The organism is Micromonospora sp. NPDC004704, from assembly GCF_053601675.1.
Genome location: NZ_JBSGCD010000035.1, coordinates 1 through 16,334, shown reverse-complemented (window position 1 = coordinate 16,334; position 16,334 = coordinate 1). Strand labels below are relative to the sequence as shown.

Annotated in this window: 17 protein-coding genes; 5 read left to right on the top strand and 12 right to left on the bottom strand. The window is 69.3% G+C overall.

Annotated features, from left to right (window positions below; genetic code table 11):
- Positions 1-85 precede the first annotated feature (85 nt).
- The 4 genes from ACWEFB_RS31550 to ACWEFB_RS31535 form a co-directional block, all read right to left on the bottom strand.
- Complete coding sequence (locus ACWEFB_RS31550; RefSeq protein WP_452291267.1) at positions 86-667, bottom strand: hypothetical protein; 582 nt, start codon at positions 665-667, stop codon at positions 86-88.
- A gap of 101 nt (positions 668-768) precedes the next feature.
- The gene (locus tag ACWEFB_RS31545; protein ID WP_452291265.1) at positions 769-1,368 is read right to left on the bottom strand and encodes a matrixin family metalloprotease; all 600 of its coding nucleotides are present in this window, start codon (positions 1,366-1,368) and stop codon (positions 769-771) included.
- Positions 1,369-1,494: 126 nt separating this feature from the next.
- Positions 1,495-1,806 carry a hypothetical protein gene (locus ACWEFB_RS31540; protein WP_452291263.1) on the bottom strand — a complete coding sequence of 104 codons (312 nt, stop codon included), beginning with the start codon at positions 1,804-1,806 and terminating at the stop codon, positions 1,495-1,497.
- Positions 1,803-2,096 carry a hypothetical protein gene (locus tag ACWEFB_RS31535; protein WP_452291261.1) on the bottom strand — a complete coding sequence of 98 codons (294 nt, stop codon included), beginning with the start codon at positions 2,094-2,096 and terminating at the stop codon, positions 1,803-1,805. Before ACWEFB_RS31535 ends, ACWEFB_RS31540 begins: the two co-directional genes overlap by 4 nt.
- A 456-nt stretch (positions 2,097-2,552) precedes the next feature.
- Here ACWEFB_RS31535 and ACWEFB_RS31530 point away from each other — a divergent pair, with 456 nt between their 5' ends.
- From ACWEFB_RS31530 to ACWEFB_RS31515, 4 genes are all read left to right on the top strand, one after another.
- The gene (locus ACWEFB_RS31530) at positions 2,553-3,419 is read left to right on the top strand and encodes a helix-turn-helix domain-containing protein (RefSeq protein ID WP_452291259.1); all 867 of its coding nucleotides are present in this window, start codon (positions 2,553-2,555) and stop codon (positions 3,417-3,419) included.
- Positions 3,416-3,610: a DUF397 domain-containing protein gene (locus ACWEFB_RS31525; RefSeq protein ID WP_452291257.1), complete on the top strand. Its 195-nt coding sequence runs from the start codon at positions 3,416-3,418 to the stop codon at positions 3,608-3,610. The genes ACWEFB_RS31530 and ACWEFB_RS31525 overlap by 4 nt, the downstream gene beginning before the upstream one ends.
- Before the next feature lie 263 nt (positions 3,611-3,873).
- The gene (gene cutA / locus ACWEFB_RS31520; RefSeq protein ID WP_452291255.1) at positions 3,874-4,209 is read left to right on the top strand and encodes a divalent-cation tolerance protein CutA; all 336 of its coding nucleotides are present in this window, start codon (positions 3,874-3,876) and stop codon (positions 4,207-4,209) included.
- Positions 4,210-4,348: 139 nt separating this feature from the next.
- Positions 4,349-4,516, top strand: a complete 168-nt coding sequence (locus ACWEFB_RS31515; RefSeq protein ID WP_452291253.1) for a DUF397 domain-containing protein — start codon at positions 4,349-4,351, stop codon at positions 4,514-4,516.
- A 136-nt stretch (positions 4,517-4,652) separates the two neighbouring features.
- Here ACWEFB_RS31515 and ACWEFB_RS31510 read toward each other — a convergent pair whose 3' ends face one another.
- A complete protein-coding gene (locus tag ACWEFB_RS31510; RefSeq protein ID WP_452291251.1) occupies positions 4,653-6,233 on the bottom strand; it encodes a chitinase in 1,581 nt (526 codons plus the stop codon).
- 239 nt (positions 6,234-6,472) lie between these two features.
- Between ACWEFB_RS31510 and ACWEFB_RS31505 the strand changes: the two genes are divergently transcribed.
- A complete protein-coding gene (locus ACWEFB_RS31505; RefSeq protein ID WP_452291249.1) occupies positions 6,473-7,687 on the top strand; it encodes a hypothetical protein in 1,215 nt (404 codons plus the stop codon).
- Positions 7,688-7,704: 17 nt separating this feature from the next.
- On the opposite strand, the gene ACWEFB_RS31500 is transcribed toward ACWEFB_RS31505, so the two are convergent.
- The 7 genes from ACWEFB_RS31500 to ACWEFB_RS31470 all read right to left on the bottom strand — a co-directional run bounded on the left by ACWEFB_RS31500 (position 7,705) and on the right by ACWEFB_RS31470 (position 16,116).
- Entirely contained in the window at positions 7,705-9,042 is a 1,338-nt protein-coding gene (locus ACWEFB_RS31500) for an ABC transporter ATP-binding protein (RefSeq protein WP_452291247.1), read from the bottom strand.
- Between the two features lie 103 nt (positions 9,043-9,145).
- Positions 9,146-10,252 (bottom strand): glycosyltransferase family 4 protein, encoded by a 1,107-nt coding sequence (locus ACWEFB_RS31495; RefSeq protein ID WP_452291245.1) that lies wholly within the window; start codon positions 10,250-10,252, stop codon positions 9,146-9,148.
- Positions 10,253-10,472: 220 nt separating this feature from the next.
- Positions 10,473-12,197 (bottom strand): trypsin-like peptidase domain-containing protein, encoded by a 1,725-nt coding sequence (locus tag ACWEFB_RS31490; RefSeq protein WP_452291243.1) that lies wholly within the window; start codon positions 12,195-12,197, stop codon positions 10,473-10,475.
- Positions 12,198-12,288: 91 nt separating this feature from the next.
- Complete coding sequence (locus ACWEFB_RS31485; protein WP_452291241.1) at positions 12,289-13,857, bottom strand: sensor histidine kinase; 1,569 nt, start codon at positions 13,855-13,857, stop codon at positions 12,289-12,291.
- Positions 13,854-14,552 carry a response regulator transcription factor gene (locus ACWEFB_RS31480; RefSeq protein ID WP_326562744.1) on the bottom strand — a complete coding sequence of 233 codons (699 nt, stop codon included), beginning with the start codon at positions 14,550-14,552 and terminating at the stop codon, positions 13,854-13,856. The genes ACWEFB_RS31485 and ACWEFB_RS31480 overlap by 4 nt, the downstream gene beginning before the upstream one ends.
- Positions 14,553-14,671: 119 nt before the next feature.
- Positions 14,672-15,277, bottom strand: coding sequence for a PadR family transcriptional regulator (locus tag ACWEFB_RS31475; protein ID WP_452291239.1), 606 nt, complete (start codon positions 15,275-15,277; stop codon positions 14,672-14,674).
- Complete coding sequence (locus tag ACWEFB_RS31470) at positions 15,274-16,116, bottom strand: DUF4097 family beta strand repeat-containing protein (RefSeq protein WP_452291237.1); 843 nt, start codon at positions 16,114-16,116, stop codon at positions 15,274-15,276. The genes ACWEFB_RS31475 and ACWEFB_RS31470 overlap by 4 nt, the downstream gene beginning before the upstream one ends.
- Positions 16,117-16,334: the final 218 nt, after the last annotated feature.

Below are 16,334 nucleotides of genomic sequence, written 5' to 3'. Positions count from 1 at the left end.
CGGGCTTCCACCGAGAGCGTTGCCGGCGCTCCGGTTGCCCTGCCCTGCGGGTGTCGACCGACAGGGGTGGGGTGTCTCGATGCCGCTATCTCAGGAAGGCGCCCGAGTCGACGTCGGCCGTTGTCAGCTCCCGGCCGAACGGTGCCGAGCTGACACCCGCGTAGACCCACCGGGCCGCACCCGACAGGGGCGTGGTCAGCCGGTAGACGCCCTGGTTGCCGGTGAGCGCCCAGGACTGCTCGCCGGGCTCGCCGGGCCACATCTCCCAGGGATGCGTCCACATCAGATATTCGCCGCCCAGCTCCAGGAGCGGGGCAAAGTCGTCACTGCTCGCCTTTGCGGTGCCGATCTGCTTGACCAGCAGCGTTTCCGGTGCCTTGCCCGCGTAGGTCCGAAGAACCTGGACCTTGGTGAGCGTGGCAGGAATGGCGGTGTCGGGGTTCAGGTCGTCAGCCCAGACCCGGCCCTCGGCGTTGCTGATCGCCTTCACCCGTACGACGGCCTCAGCCTTGGCGCGAAGGTCGGCGCGGGTCCAGTCCTTCACCCGGTCGGCGTGCATCGCCGGCTGGTTGCTGACGCCGGTCGTCGCGGTCTGACCGGACGCCCCGGCCGTCGCCCCGCCGTTCGTGTCGCCCGCGCCGCAGGCGGTGATGCCGACGATCAGCATTGGTCCGGCGATTGCGAATGCGATTCTGCTTACTTTCCCACTCATGAATCCAGCCTCTCAGTTCATTGAATTGATCGCATCTATCCGGTGTGTCGATCTCCTCAGAAAATGGCGTTGATCCCGTTGATGTCGTCGGCCTTCGGCGCGTAGATGCCGCACGCTCCGTATCGGGTTCCGTAGCCACTGAGCATCAGCGGCCAACTGATACACGGCCCGACTCCCGTGTGCCCCAGGCCGAGGAAGTGTCCGATCTCGTGCGCGTACACGGACTGCTTGCCCTGAGCCGGGTACGCATCGGTGTACGCACGGTTCAGGAATGCGGCGATCTTCGATGACCAGGCCGCTCCTGTGCCACTGCACGTAGGGAGGGTGGTGCCGGGAGTCTTGTAGATGATGCCCGCGAAGTCACTGGTTGGACCGAAGGTTGCCTGGGTGACCGAGAGGTGGTGCGAACCGTCTCCGACCAGCGTGAACGAGATCGGCGTAGCGGTCGCGTCCCAGGATGCGATGGCCGCGTGAGCCGGGGAGCCGTAGGCGCCGCCGCCGGTCGCGTCCGACCACCTGACCGCCGTGCTCGGAGCCTCGCACCCGCCGGGCGCTCGGACCCATGACAGGGCCGGAGATTGAGGAAGGATAACGACCGCTGCGACAGTCGCCAGGGACAGGATTGCCGTCAACAGACGGCGAAGGATTTTCGTCATGGCGGTCAAGTCCTCAAGTCAAAAGATGTTGGTCGATGTAATATCCGAAGCAAATGGAGCGCGAACAGCAGCCATTAGGGGCAGCAGGCAGCCGCCCGCGAGGGTTGGTCGGCGCTGTTGCTTTAGTCAGATGGAGCGGCGATTCCTCCGCCGCTTGGCGTCCTGTACGGCCACCCAGCCGAGGATGCGCGAATGGAGGGTTTGGGGATCCGGGCGTTCACCCGCGTCCACCACGATGGTGTCGAGTTCGGCCAGGGCCGTGACGAACTGGGCGCCGAGGTACAGGTACAGCTCGATGCGGCGGGCGGGGTAGTAACCGGCCAGCAGGTTGAGCCGTACGTCCGCGCACGGCCAGGGGTGGGCGTCGACCCGGCAGATCCAGAGTGGCCGCAGCGGCGTATGCTCGGCCAGTTCGGGGACGATCGGGTCGCCGGTCACAATTCCCCGCGTCCGGGCAGCGGGGACACGAAGTGAGGCTCGGCCAGGCGCAGGTGGGGGTGGCCGTCGGGCAGCCCCCGGCGGTGCACCGCGAGTTCCAGCTTCTCGCCGTCGCCTTCGTCCAGGACTTCGACGCCGACGAGGGCCACCCACTGCGCGACGACCAGGCCGAGGCGGTCGGGAATGTGCATCACCCGCATGCGCAGCGGACGTTTGTCGTCCCGGTCCTCGCCCTCGCGCTTGTAGTCCGAGGGCTGAAGATCGAGCACGTCTCCCACCTGGAGCATCATCGCCTGTCGCTCCTTCCCGTGGTCCCGTAGCAGGTCCGTTGGCCCAGGGTCCATGGGCGCTCTTGGAAAAGAGTGGTCTCCTCCGTGGCCCACGCCGGCAGCCCCGAGCGTGGGGGCGGCGGTGGGGGCGGGGCCGGCGGTGGGGGCGGCGCAAGCAGTCTCAATATCCAGTCGCACCAGACGGGCCAGGCAAACATTCCGCACCTCCTCGACGTTGGAAGCGGGGCTGCCCCGCAGGGAGTTGGGACAGCCCCGCGCGGTCCTACCCGTCCTGAAGAGGGGCGAATAGATGGATGGATCCGGGCAGTTCCGCTGCTGACACTCTCTGTTGCCAAACCCGCGGGTGCAACCATCTACGCTGACACATGTCACGATGGTTGTCCCGGTCTCGCAGATCGGCGAGAATCAGTCCCAGGCTCAACGCATGAACTGCTTCATCCTGAGACAGGAGCCAGAATGCCCAACGTTGGATCATCCATACCGCGCAGGCAGCTTGGGCGGTATCTGAAGCAGGGACGCGAAGAGGCTGGGCTGTCCCTTGAGGCTGCCGGCGAGGCGTTGGAGTGGTCGCGGTCCACGATGTACCGAATCGAGGGCGGGGGGTCGCCGGTCAAGTCGCGCGATGTGGCGGCCATGTGTCTGCTGTACGGCACGTCCCCCGAGATGACCCAGGTTCTCATCAAGCTGGCCGCAGAGACGAAGGCGAACGGGTGGTGGCACGCCTACGGCGACACCTTGCCGGCCTGGTTCGAGCTGTATGTCGGGATGGAGGCGGCGGCCTCCCGGCTGCGTCACTGGGAGCCGAACTCGCTGCCTGGACTGCTGCAAACCAGGGAGTACGCCGAACGCCTACTGCGATCGCATCCGGGCCTTCCCGCGCGGGAGGCCGACCGCCTGGTCGAGGTCCGTATGGAACGCCAGAAGATCCTGAAGCGGAAGAAGCCGGAACCTCCGCGCCTAGAGGTCATTGTGGATGAGAACGTGCTGCGCCGGCCGTTCCCCGGCATGGCGAACCAGCTCGTTCACCTCCACAACCAGGTGGCCGCCGAGGTGGCATCTATCCGCGTCGTGCCTCGGGCCACGCCACCCAACTACGCCCTGACCGGCGACGGCTTCGTCATCCTGGAATTCCCCACGATCGGAATCCGCACCCCCGAGCCCACTACTGTCTACCGTGAGTCACTGACAGGTGCCCTCTATCTCGACAGGCCGACGGAAGTTGCGTCGTACTCTGTGACTTGGAAGGCGCTTGAAGGTCTGGCGCTCGACGCAGACCGATCGGCCGACCTACTAGCCGTGATAGCCAAGGAGATGCAGCAATGAGCAACCTAACCGGTGCCGTGTGGCGGAAGTCGAGCCGCAGTAACGGCGCGGGCGGGCAGTGCGTAGAGGTCGCCGACAACCTGCCCGGCCGCGTGCTCGTGCGGGACACCAAGGACCGTGACGGCGGCACGCTGACCTTCGGCCCGGCCGAGTGGTCGGCGTTCGTCGGTTTCGCGAAGAGTGCCAACTAGTCCCCGAGCAACGGCGGTACTTCGGTCCCCTGTTACGGGATCCCAGCCAAGAGAGCCCCAGCGCGATGCTGGGGTTCTCTTCGTATCTCGCCCAAATCGACTCCCACCTGCCCCCGGTGCTGTCCGACCGCCCGCAGCGCGTCCCGGATCATCTGCTCCGCCTCGCTGCTCACCTCGATCGCCATATAGCCGCGCCCGCGTTCACCGCATCGACAGGAGATCCACCGAGTTCAACCCGTCCTGGACGGCGTTAGGCTCCGCTGATGACCGACTTCCTCCAGGTGGCGACGGCGACCGAGACCCGTGCGGCAGCTCTTGAGCTTGCGCAGTCTGCGGTAGCTGAACGGCTCGCCGGCAACGCGCAGATCATCGGTCCGGTGGGAAGCGTGTTCTGGCACCTCGGCGAGTTGGGCACCGGGGAGGAGTGGCGCCTGCTGCTCTACACGTCATCCGACCGGTACGCGGAACTGGAGGCGCACCTGTTGGAGCACCACCCCTGGCGCAATCCGCAGGTGATCGCGACGCCGATCGTTGCCGGCGCTACTGGATGCTTGGAGTGGCTTCGCCAATCAGTAGCCGCTGCCGAGTCCACTCCGTAGCCACGGCCCGCAGTTCTCACCAATCGGTGGCAGATCACCAACGGATAGTGTTGCTACCCTCACTCCGTGGTCGGATGCTCCTGCACCATGAGGCACCACACGCGATCACACTCTGGATCTCCTCAAGGAGGCGGCAGACATGGACGCGCCCGGCGCCCAGTGGCGCAAATCCAGCCGTAGCGGCCAGAGCGGCGGGAACTGCGCCGAGGTTGCCGACAACCTCCCCGGCCGCGTGCTCGTGCGGGACACCAAGGACCGCAACGGCGGCACCCTGACCTTCTCCCCAGCCACGTGGACGGCCCGCTAGTCGCGCAACGATCTTGCAGTTGTGGCGGTACACAAATCCGGGTGAACCTCGCTTATCCGGGCGCCACAACTGCAAGATCGTCGGGGAGAGCGGGGTTGGAGCCCCCTTCTTCTGTGTCTGGCGTACGGGTGCAGGGTCAGGGCAGGGCGTTGAGGAAGGGTTCGTGGCTGTTCTTGAACTCCCAGTTGTAGAACCGGTCCCAGTTGATGGACCAGGTCATCAGGCCACGGAAGTTCGGGTTGGTGCCGCTGCGCGGGGTGTAGCCACCGCAGTTGGTGCCCCGGACCAGGCAGTTCACCGCCTGCTGTACGCCAGCGGGTGCGACGTACCCGTTGCCGGCACTGCTGCCTGCGGGCGTACCGAAAGCGACCTGGTCCTCACGTAGGGCGGGGAAAACGTTGGCGGTGGCGCCGGCGACCGGGAAGCCGGCGAGCAGCATGTCGGTCATGGCGATGTGGAAGTCCGCGCCGCCCATGGTGTGGTACTGGTTGTCCAGCCCCATGATCGGACCCGAGTTGTAGTCCTGCACGTGCAGGATGGTGATGTCGTTGCGCAGCGCGTGGATGACCGGCAGGTACGACCCGGCGCGCGGATCCTGACCGCCCCACGGCCCCGAGCCGTAGTACTGGTATCCGAGCTGCACGAAGAAGGTCTCCGGCGCCATCGTGAGGACGAAACCGGCGCCGTAGCGGGCCTTGAGCGTACGGATCGCGGAGATCAGGTTGACGATCACCGGGGTGGTCGGGTTCCGGAAGTCGGTGTCGCCGGTGTTCAGCGACAGCGAGTGCCCCTCGAAGTCGATGTCGAGCCCGTTGAGGCCGTACCGGTCGATGATGGCGCTGACCGAGTTGACGAACGCGTCCCGGGCGGCGGTGGTGGTGAGCTGCACCTGCCCGTTCTGGCCGCCGATCGAGATGAGCACCTTCTTGCCCTGCTGCTGCTTGGCCCGGATGGCGGCGGTGAACTGCGCCTCGGTCTCGACGCCGGGGCACTCCGCGACCGGGCAGAGCTGGAACCGGATGTCACCGGAGGTGACCGACGTCGGTTCGCCGAAGGCGAGGTTGATGATGTCCCACTCGGCCGGTACGTCGGCCATCCTCACGTAGCCGGAGCCGTTGGCGAAGCTGCTGTGCAGGTACCCGATGAGCGCGTGCTTCGGCAGCCCGGTGTTCGGGGGCGGGCCGGTGGTCGGCGGTGGCGTGGTCGGCGGGGCGGTGGTGGGTGGCGGCGTGGTCGGCGGGCGGGTCGTCGGCGGCGGAGTTGTCGGCGGCCGGGTGGTCGGCGGGGCGGTGGTGGCCGGTGGGGTGGTCGGGGTGGTCCCGCCGCCGCACGCTGCCCCGTTCAGGGTGCAGTTGGCCGGGGTGCCCGGACCGGTGGCGTTGAAGCCGAACGACGCCGACGCGCCCGGAGCGAGGTTGCCGTTCCAGGACCGGTTGGTGAAGGTGAACCGTTGACCGGAGGAGGTCATCGAGGCGTCCCAGAACGTCCCGACGGTGCTCCCCGACGGCAGGTCGAAGGCCACGCTCCAGGAGGCGAGTGTTGTCGTACCGCCGTTGGTGACGGTGTACTTGCCCTCCCAGCCGGAGCCCCAGTCGGAGACCTTGACGAAGGTCGCCGTCGGACCGGCGGCGAAGGCGGGCACCGCCACCGCGATCGCGCCGACCCCGGCCGCCAGCGCGGCGACCACACCGATGAACAACGATCTGGAGCGTCTCATCCAGTCCTCCCGACCGGTCGTGGCGCGGGCGGCCATCGACAGTTGGCCAATTATTAGGACTGTTAACTGTTTCTGTAAAGCCCTGGTCGCCATCGATGGACCGGATCGACGCCCACCGAAGGATGGTCACCGTCGGGTAAACAGCAGACGAAGTCGATCGAGGTTCGTTGACACCCGGCGCGGGCGCGGCCAGAGTTCCGTACCAAACGGGCACAACGCTGCGTCCAAGGAGGATCCTGGTGAAAGCACGGACATCGCTCGTCACGGCGCTGGTTGCGGGGCTGCTCGTCACCGTCGCCGGGCCGGTCACCGCCGCACCGGGCGGCGATCCGACCGGCACCGCCGTCGAGAGCGACGGCGTCGCCGCCGCCGCCGCGGTCACCCTGAACGCGGCCAACTTCCGGTTACAGGCCAGCGGGTACGGCGGCCTCATCGACGACCTGGACGCCGCGTTGCCGAACGTCAGCGTGCCGACCATCGTCGGTGACGGGAACCGGGTGGCGACCGCCTGCTCCCCCGCCGCCGCCAACCGGGTCGCCTCGTTCTGCTGGAACAGCGGCGACAACAACGTCACGTACTGGATCCCGCAGGCGATCACCACCACCGCGGACGCGTACGAGGTCGGCACCTACGAGGGCGCCACCGCCATCCTGGTGAGCTGGTACGACGACGCCTCCGACGGGATCGACCGGGGCGTCCGGGTGTCCTTCGTGGACTACTCCACCCCGAGCGCGCCGACCTACCGGCACGTCCTCCTGGTCGAGCCGTACGCCCGCAGCGACGGCAAGGCCTCGTTCCGCCCGGTGAACGTGCACGCGGGCGGCATGTTCTGGTACGGCTACTACCTCTACGTCGCCTCCACCAGCGCCGGGTTCCGGGTCTTCGACATGCGGCACCTGTGGCAGACCGCCACCAGCAACGACGCCGTGATCGGCCTCCAGACCGACGGCAGCTACCAGGCGTACGGCTACAAGTACGTGCTGCCGCAGGCGTTGACGTACACCCGGTCGACCACCGGCGGTTACACCAACCTGACGTACTCGTTTGTTGCCCTGGACCGGACCAGCACCCCGGACAGCGTTGTCGTCGGCGAGTACGCCAACCCCGGCACCGGCACCCGGCTGGTCCGCTTCCCGATCGACTACACCACCCGCATGCTCACCACCGGCAGCGACGGATACGCCCACGGTTCCGAGGCGTACGACGTCTCGGTCACCAGCATGCAGGGCGCGACCGCGATCAACGGGAAGTTCTACCTGTCCACCAGCGACGGCAGCGGTAACAAGGGTGACCTGGCCACGTTCAGTCCCGGCGGTTCGGTGGTCATGCACACCGATGCCCTGCCGATCGGCCCGGAGGACCTGTCCTACTGGCCGGCGAAGAACCAGCTCTGGTCGCTGACCGAGTACGCCGGCAGCCGGTCGGTGTTCGCGGTCCGCGCGTCGGCGTACTGAGCCGCTTTACGGGCCGGTCAGTCGAGTCTGATCCGGTGACCGGCCCGGTCGAACAGGAGCAGCCGGTCCAGGTCGACGGCGAGCGCCATCGGGGCACCGGGCCGGGGCGGGGTCAGCGCGGGGACCCGTACCACGAGGTCACCGGCGGGCGGGTGCTCGTCGCCGGACGCAGGGTCGTACACGGGGTAGAAGCCGTACTCGGTCCGGGCGGTGGCGGGCGGTTCGGCCGTACGTTGGTGCGGGATCATCCGGGCGATGGTGTGCCGGAACGGGTGCCCGGTCGGCGGGTCCTCGGCGAGTACGTCGGCCAGGTGCTGACCGGTGTCCGGGTGCTCCAGCCGGGACTCGGCGACCGAGGTCGGCACCCCGCCGATGTCGACGTGCACCAGGGCCTCGTGGCCGAGCTGCTCCACCGAACGTACGCGGCCCCGCAGGACCGCCCCCGACTCGGTGTCGCCGACGACCGGGGTGAGCGCGTCCGGGCGTACGGCCAGGGTCACCCGCTCGGTGTGCCGGTCGAGCAGCGTCCGGGTACGCGGGTCGTCGCGGGACAGTTCCAGGAGCTGTGACCCGAGGTCGATCAGGACCCGCTCGGTGTCGACGTAGACCGCGCCCTGGAACAGGCTGGGGCGCGGGGTGCCGAGGAAGGCGGCGACGAACAGGCTGACCGGGTCGCCGTACACCTCGGCCGGCGTACCGACCTGTTGCAGGCTGCCCCGGCGCAGCACCGCCACCCGATCCGCCATCGTCATCGCCTCGACCTGGTCGTGGGTGACGTATACGGTGGTGACCCCGAGGCGGCGGGACAACCCGGCGATCTCCGTACGCAGCTCGGCCCGTACGCCCGCGTCCAGGTTGGACAGTGGCTCGTCCAGGAGGAAGGCGTGCGGTCGGCGGACGAGCGCCCGGGCCATCGCCACCCGCTGCTTCTGGCCCCCGGAGAGGCGACCGGGGCGACGCGGCAACAGGTCGGTGATGCCGAGCTGCGCCGCCGCCTCGGCGACCCGGGCGGCGAGGGCACCTTCCGGCTCGGCACCGAGCCGCAGCGGGAAGCCGATGTTCTGGGCCACGGTCAGGTTCGGGTAGAGGGCGTAGTCCTGGAAGACCATGGCGACCCGGCGCTGGTGTGCGGCCCGCTCGTCGGGCACCTCACCGTCGAACAGCACCCGTCCGGCGGTCGGCTCCTCCAGTCCGGCGACCAACCGCAGGATGGTCGACTTGCCGCACCCGGTCGGCCCGAGCAGGGCCACGAACTCCCCGGTCGCGACCTCCAGGCTCAGGTCATCGACCGCGACGATCCCGCCGTCGAAGACCTTCGTCAGCCGGTCGATGGTGATGGTGACCAATACGACCACCTCCTGCCCCCATCGTCCGGGCCGTACGGCAACCGCGCTACCCCCGTGACGCCGTTGCGCCCGACGCCCGGCCCACTGCGCCCGACGGGAGGCCACGGCCGGGTTACCAGGCGCCGGTGGGGGTGAGGGCGGCGTGGGCCGGGCGCTCGCGGGCGGTGTTGGCCCACTGCCGGTAGACCCGCTCGTACCCCTCGGCCATCATCTCGGCGGAGAAGGCGTTGCGTACGTGGGTCACGCAGGCGGCCGGGTCGAGATCACCCGCGTCGAGCAGGGCCTGCGGCAGGTCGTCCGGGTCGACGCAGATCAGGCCCGTCTCCCCCGACCGGACCAGCTCCGGTACGGCACCCCGGTCGAGTGCGACCACCGGCGTACCGGTGGCCATCGCCTCGACCATCACCATGCCGAACGGCTCCTCCCACCGAATCGGCATGATCAGGCAGCGGGCGTCGAGCATGAGCTGGAAACAGGTGGCCCGGTCCGGGTTGCGCAGCACGGTCAGGTCCGGACCCTGCAACGGTTCGATCACCTCGGCCAGGTAACGCTGCTCCTCCGGCTCGTCGCACTTGCCCGCCAGCACCAGCGACAGCCCGGCCGCCCGGCAGGCGCGTACGGCCAGGTCCGGACCCTTGTCGGGGCTGAACCTGGCCAGCCAGAGGACCGGTCCGGTGCCGGGCTGCGACTTGTGCGGTACGTCGTCCAGCGCCAACCCGTTGTGCACCGTCGCCGCCCACGGCAGGTACGGGCGCAGCCGCCGCTGGGCGTGCGAGATCGCCACCAGTCCCACCGAGCGGTCGACGTCGGCCAGGATGTCCCCGAGTTCACCGGTTGGTCTGTTGTGGACGGTCGCGACCGTCGGCACCGAGCGCCGGGGCGCCACGAACGGGCCGATCGTGGTGTGGTCGTGCACCACGTCGAAGACGTCCGGGTTGATCATCTGGTCGGCCCGCGCCAGGTGGGCCAGTTCGGGCAACGACTGCCCGAGACGCTCGTGTTGCAGCTCGGGCATCGTCCCGACGAAACGGGCAGCGGTGCCGGAACCCGTCCCGGCGCCGAAGAGGGTCACTTCGTGCCCACGGGCGGCCAACGCGTCCACCAGTGCCGCGCAGACCTGTTCGACCCCGCCGTACCCCTTCGGCGGCAGCTCGTACCAGGGCGGTACGACCATGGCGATCCGCAACGGTACGGTCTGGTCGAATCGGTCGATCGGCATGTGGTTCACGACGTCGAGCCCTCCCCACTGCTCCGGCTGACCCGCCGGATACTTCGGGTTTCCCTGCTCGGCCGGGGATAACCGGCCGAACCGACGGGCGGGAAATAAGGTGCGGCGGGCGACGTGACCAACCCCCTTGGTCACATCGCCCGCCGCTTGGGGAGGAGGCGCACTTCCGGGTTACGGAAGAACCGCCTTCAGGTACGAACGGGTCCTCCTGCTATGACGTCTCAGCCAGCGTCACGGTTGCCGTCTTCTCCACACCATTTCGGGTGAAGGTCAACTGCACCTTGTCGCCCACCTTGCCCGTCTGCACGGCCCCGACCAGATCGTTGGAGTCGTTGATCACCTTGTCGCCGAACCGGCTGATGACATCGCCCTGCTGGAGACCGGCCTGGGCGGCCGGGCTGCCCTCGGTCACGCCGCCGACCACGGCACCGCCGTCGTCCGCCGCGGTGACACTCACCCCGAGGTACGGGTGGCTGACCTTCTGACCCTGCTGGAGCTTGCCGGCCACGTCCTTGGCCTTGTTGCTCGGGATCGCGAAGCCGACACCGATGTTGCCGTTGCTCCCGGCGGTGGCGATGGCGGTGTTGATGCCGATCACCTCGCCCTTGGTGTTGATCAGGGCACCGCCGGAGTTCCCCGGGTTGATCGGGGCGTCGGTCTGGAGCAGCCCGGAGATCGAGCTGGCCGCCTGCTGCGGCTGCTGCTGCTGGAACGGGTTCTGCGGCTGCTGCTCGTCCTCGCCACCGGCCTGGATGGTCCGGTCCTTGGCGCTGAGGATGCCGGCGGTCACCGAGCCCTGCAGGCCCAGCGGGCTGCCCAGGGCGAGCACCGTGTCACCGACCTGCATCGCGTCGCTGTCACCGAGCTTCGCCGGGCTCAGGTCGCTGACCCCCTGCGCCTTGACCACCGCGAGGTCGGTCTTCGGGTCGGTGCCGATGATCTTCGCCTGGGCGGTCTTGCCGTCCGCGAAGACCACCTTGACCGTGTCCCCGGTGGCGCTGGCCACCACGTGGTTGTTGGTCAGGACGTAGCCGTCGGCGCTGAGCACCACACCCGACCCCTCACCGCTGCCGGTGGTGATCGAGACGACGCTGTTCTCCACCGAGGCGGCGATCTTGGGCAGGTCGGCGCTGTTGATGATCGGGGCGGCGGTGTACGTCCGGGTCGGGCCGGAGGAACCGTCGTCGAGAGCCAACGCGACCGCGCCACCGGCGATGCCCGAACCGGCCATCAGGACCAGGGTTGCCGCGCCGATCGCGGCGAACCGGCCCAGCCGGCTCGGCCGGGGCTGGTGACCCGGTCCGCCCGGGCCCTGGGCCCAGATCGGCGGCGGGTTGCCACCGAGGTGCGGCGGCTGCGGCGGCATCGGGGCACCGGGCGCGTGCTGTCCGGCGTAGCTGGGGTTGCCCGTCCAGCCCGGCTGGTTCTGGGCGGCCGGGTGCCAGGGGCTCGGCGGGTAGGAGGCCGGGACGGCGGAACCGGGCTGGGCGCCGCCGTACTGGCCGGCGTAGGGGTCGGTCGGCCGCGGGTAACCGGCGTACGGCCCGGCCGCGTGCGGGGCGGGAGCGCCGTGCCCGGCGTACGGGTTGCCGTACGGGTCGGTCGTCGCTCCGGTCGGCCCGACCGGTCCACCGGTCGTCGGGGCGGTGCTCCCGTCCATGGTCGGCGTGGCGGTGCCGTCCGTGCTCGGTGCGGCGCTGCCGTCCGTGGTGGACGTGGCGGTGCCGTACGGGTTCGGCGCGGAGTAGGCGGTGGTCTGCTGCTCGGAGGCGGCGGCGGTCGGCTCGGTGCCGCCGACGGCCTGACCAGAGGCCGCGGGGGTGGAGTCGGCCGGCCCGCGCTCGACGGGCGACAACTCCGCGGTGGGATACGACGGCGTGGCGTCGGCGTCGGCGTTGGCCGAAGGCCGCTGCGGGTCGGTCTCGTACTCGCTCATGACACCTACCTTGCCCCGAAGCTCTGCGACCCACCTGGAATCGCACTGGATGTTCGCTGTGAATCGCGCGACCCGCAGCGGCACACGGCCGCTACTCGCCCTCGGTCGAATCGTCGGCCACGGTCGGGGCGAGCGGCACCTTGACCCGGAAGGTCGCGCCGCCACCCGGCGTCTCGAGCACTTCCACGCTGCCGTTGTGCGCCGCCACCAGCGCGGCCACGATCGCCAGCCCCAGACCCGTACCGGCGGCGCCGCCGACCCGGCGGGTACGGGCCGCGTCGGCCCGGTAGAACCGTTCGAAGACCCGTTCGGCCTGTTCCGGCGGAAGACCGGGGCCGGTGTCGGCGACCTCGACCACGGCCAGGTTGCCGGCCTCGGAACGCAGCCGCACGGTCACCGAGGCGTCCGGTGGGGTGTGCGTGAGCGCGTTGGTCACCAGGTTCCCGAGGACCTGACGCAGCCGCGCGTCGTCGGCCAGGACAACCAGGTCCCCGGCGCCCGGAGCGGTCTCCAGGGTGATGTTCCGTTCCGGCGCGATCGCCTGCGCCGCCTGCACCGCCTCGGTCGCCAGGACCGGCAGTTCCACCGGACCGAGCACCAGCGGGCGCTCCCGGTCCAGTCGGGCGAGCAGCAGCAGGTCCTCGACCAGCAACCCCATCCGGGCGGCCTCGTCCTCGATCCGGCGGACCAGACGGGCGGTCTCCTCCGGTGAGCCGGCCGCACCCTGCCGGTACAACTCCGCGAAGCCCCGGATCGTGGTCAGTGGCGTACGCAACTCGTGCGAGGCGTCCGCGACGAACTGCCGCATCCGCTCCTCGGAACGGCGGGCCCGAGCCTCGGACGCCTGCGCCGCGAACGCCGCGTCCCGCGCCCCCAGTTCGGCGTTGCGGGCGGCGGTCTCGGAGGCGGCGCGGGCGGTGAACGCCGCCTCGATCTGGGTGAGCATCGCGTTCAGGGCGCGGGAGAGCCGGCCCAGTTCGGTCTTCGGCTCCACCGCCCCCGGCTCGGGATCGGGCACCCGCCGGGTCAGGTCACCGTCGGCGATCGCCGCCGCAGTCTGCTCTATCTTGATCAGCGGCCGGAGGCTGGTCCGGACTATGGCCGCCCCCAACGAGGCGAGCAGGATCAGCACCGCGCCGCCGACCAGCAGATCGATCCAGACGAGCTGCTGCACCGCCTGGTCCACGTCGGTCAGGTGCTGCCCCACCGCCGCCATCTGGCCGCCGGGCAGCTCGGTGTAGAGCATCCGCCACCGGACGGTGCCGTCGTGCGCCTTGACCGTGAACGGGTCACCCTGCAACTTGGCGAAGCCATCCGGGTCGGACGGCCACGGCGGCAGGTCTTCGGGGGTGAACCGGTCGGTGTCGTACCGCAGGTCGGGCTGCTTGGGGTCGTCGGTGGTCAGCACCACTATGTAGTCGGCCAGCGGCAGCGAGATGGTCCCGCCGCGCGGCGAGGTGGACAGCGACTGGAGGCTGCGTACCGACGTGTGCAGTTCCGCGTCCACCTGGCTGACCAGGTAGCTGCGAAGGAAGAAGGTCGTCATCACGCTGATCACCAGCAGTGCGGCGGCGACCAGCGCGAGGACCGCGGTGACCAGCTTGAACCGCAGCGGGGTGCTCCGCAGCCGACCCTTCAGTGAGGAAACCGGACTGGTCACGCCGCGGGCTTACGCAGCACGTAGCCGACGCCCCGCAGGGTGTGGATCAGCCGGGGCTGACTCGTGTCGACCTTGCGCCGCAGGTAGGAGATGTACGACTCGACGATGTTGTCGTCGCCCCGGAAGTCGTAGTTCCACACGTGGTCGAGGATCTGCGCCTTGGAGAGCACCCGGTTCGCGTTGAGCATCAGGTAACGCAGCAACTTGAACTCGGTCGGCGAGAGCTGGACCCGCTGCCCGGCCCGGTGCACCTCGTGCGTCTCCTCGTCCAGCTCCAGGTCGGCGAAGCTGAGCCGGGACGGCGCCTGCTCCCCGGTCGCCGTACGCCGCAGCACGGCCCGGATCCGGGCGGTCAGCTCCTCCAGGCTGAACGGCTTGGTGACGTAGTCGTCACCGCCGAGGGTCAGCCCACGGATCTTGTCGTCGGTGGCGTCCCGTGCGGTCAGGAACACCACCGGCGTACGGGTGCCGCTCTCCCGCATCAGCCGGATGACCTCGAAGCCGTCCAGGTCGGGCAGCATGACGTCGAGTACGACCAGGTCGGGACGGCGGTCCTTGGCCGCGGTGACGGCGGCACTGCCGCTGGTCGCCGTGGCCACGTCGAAGCCGGCAAAACGCAGGCTCGCGGAGAGCAACTCCAGGATGTTGGGGTCGTCTTCCACCACGAGTAGTCGTGCCTCGGTCTGCGCAGCCATGACCACATCATCCGCCGCCCCGCTGCGCGCGGGCTGGAGGTAGCCTGAAAACTGCCTGGGAACAGCTCGGAGCAAGCTGGGAGCGGTCCGGGCGCCACGGGAGCGCCGGTCCGCCCGGTTCAGCGCAGCAGCCGGCGCAACCCGTCGAGCGCACCGTCCAGGGTCCGGATCAGCGTACGGAGCTGGGTGTCGGTGAGCCGCCGGTTGTGCACCAGGGCGCGTACCTCGCTGGTGAAGTCGGTGAGTCGACGGTCGAACTCCGCCCCGAGATCCGCGTCCGGGGGCGGCGGGGCGTGTCGGGTGCCGCCGGGAACCGTCCAGCCGCCGTACCGGGTTTCCCTGGTCGCGGCGCGGAGTTCCCGCTTCAGGTCCCGCACCGAGCCGCGTACCTCGGTCTGGATCTCCCCGGCCAGGCTGGAGAGATCGGCCACCGAGGCCTTGATGTCCGATTCGAGGTCGGCCAACTCGCCGTCGCGCTGGCCCAGCTCGGTCCGGCCGGCGTCGGTGATCTCGTACACCTTGCGCCCGCCCGCGGCGGTGTGGGTGACCAGGCCCTCGACCTCCAGCCGCTGGAGCCGGGGGTAGATCGTGCCGGCGCTGGGCGCGTAGTGGCCGAGGAACCTGTTCTCCAGCAGCCGAATCAGCTCGTACCCGTGCTTCGGTCCGTCATCGAGCAGCTTCAGCAGGTAGAGCCGCAGCCGCCCGTGGCTGAACACCCCGGTCACGCCGCCCCCTCCCGGTCGTCGTCGACGAACTCGTCGTCGGTGTCCGCCGGGCGGGCCAGCAGCGCGATGCTGCCCGAGGTGGAGTTGGCCCAGAGCTTGCCCTCACCAGCGCCCAGCACCCCGTGGCTGTCCGTCGACCAGTACGTGCTGCCCGCCTTGAGCTGCGGAAACGCGCTGGTGATCCGGCCGGAGGTGCTGTGCAGGTGCACCGCCATGTCGCTGTCCGCCCGGACCCGTACGGTCACGCTCCCGGAGGTGGTGCTGAGCCGGATCTCGCTGCGCCTGGGGTTGTCGAGGTCGCAGGTGATCGACCCGGAGACGGTGGTGGCGCGTACGCGGGCGGCGGAACCGTCGGCGAGGACCAGTTCCCCGGAGACCGTCTCCATCACGAGTTCGCCGGCTACACCGAGTGCCTCGACCGGGCCGGAGACCACCTTGGCCCTGGTCTCGCCGGCCAGCCCCATCAGCGTGACCTGTCCGGAGGTGACGTCGACGTGGGTGTGCTCGCGGAGTCCGGAGACGAGCACCGCGCCGTCGACCAGTCGCAGGTCGGCGACGACGTGGGCGGGCACCGCGATCGACACGTCGACCCGGTAGCGGTGGCCGAGCCACCAGAACAGCCGCTGCCACTTCCGGGGCCAGTCCTGGCGTACGGAGAGCCGGCCGTCGTGGTGCTCCACGGTGATCAGGGGTCGGGTGCTGGCTCGGGTGATCTCCACCCGAGCAGGCCCGTCGGTGGCCATAACACTGAGCCGCCCACCGATCAGGCGGACCTCCAACCGCGTGACCGGTTCATCGAGCGCGATCCGCTGCGGCCCGTTGATCGTCCATCTAGCCATGATCACCCATCCCCTCACCCACACCCACACCCCAATCCTAACGCGATACATCGCGACACACCACCCCCTCCCCCGCCCCCTCCCCCCTCCCCGTCGATCTAGGGCAAATACGTGCTAGTTGATCGGCGGTTTCTAGGATTCAGTGCAACTGATCTTGGTTGTGCTGGAGGTGCTGGTGGCCAGGCCGGGTGTGGTGACGTTCGGGCATCGTCAGGTGT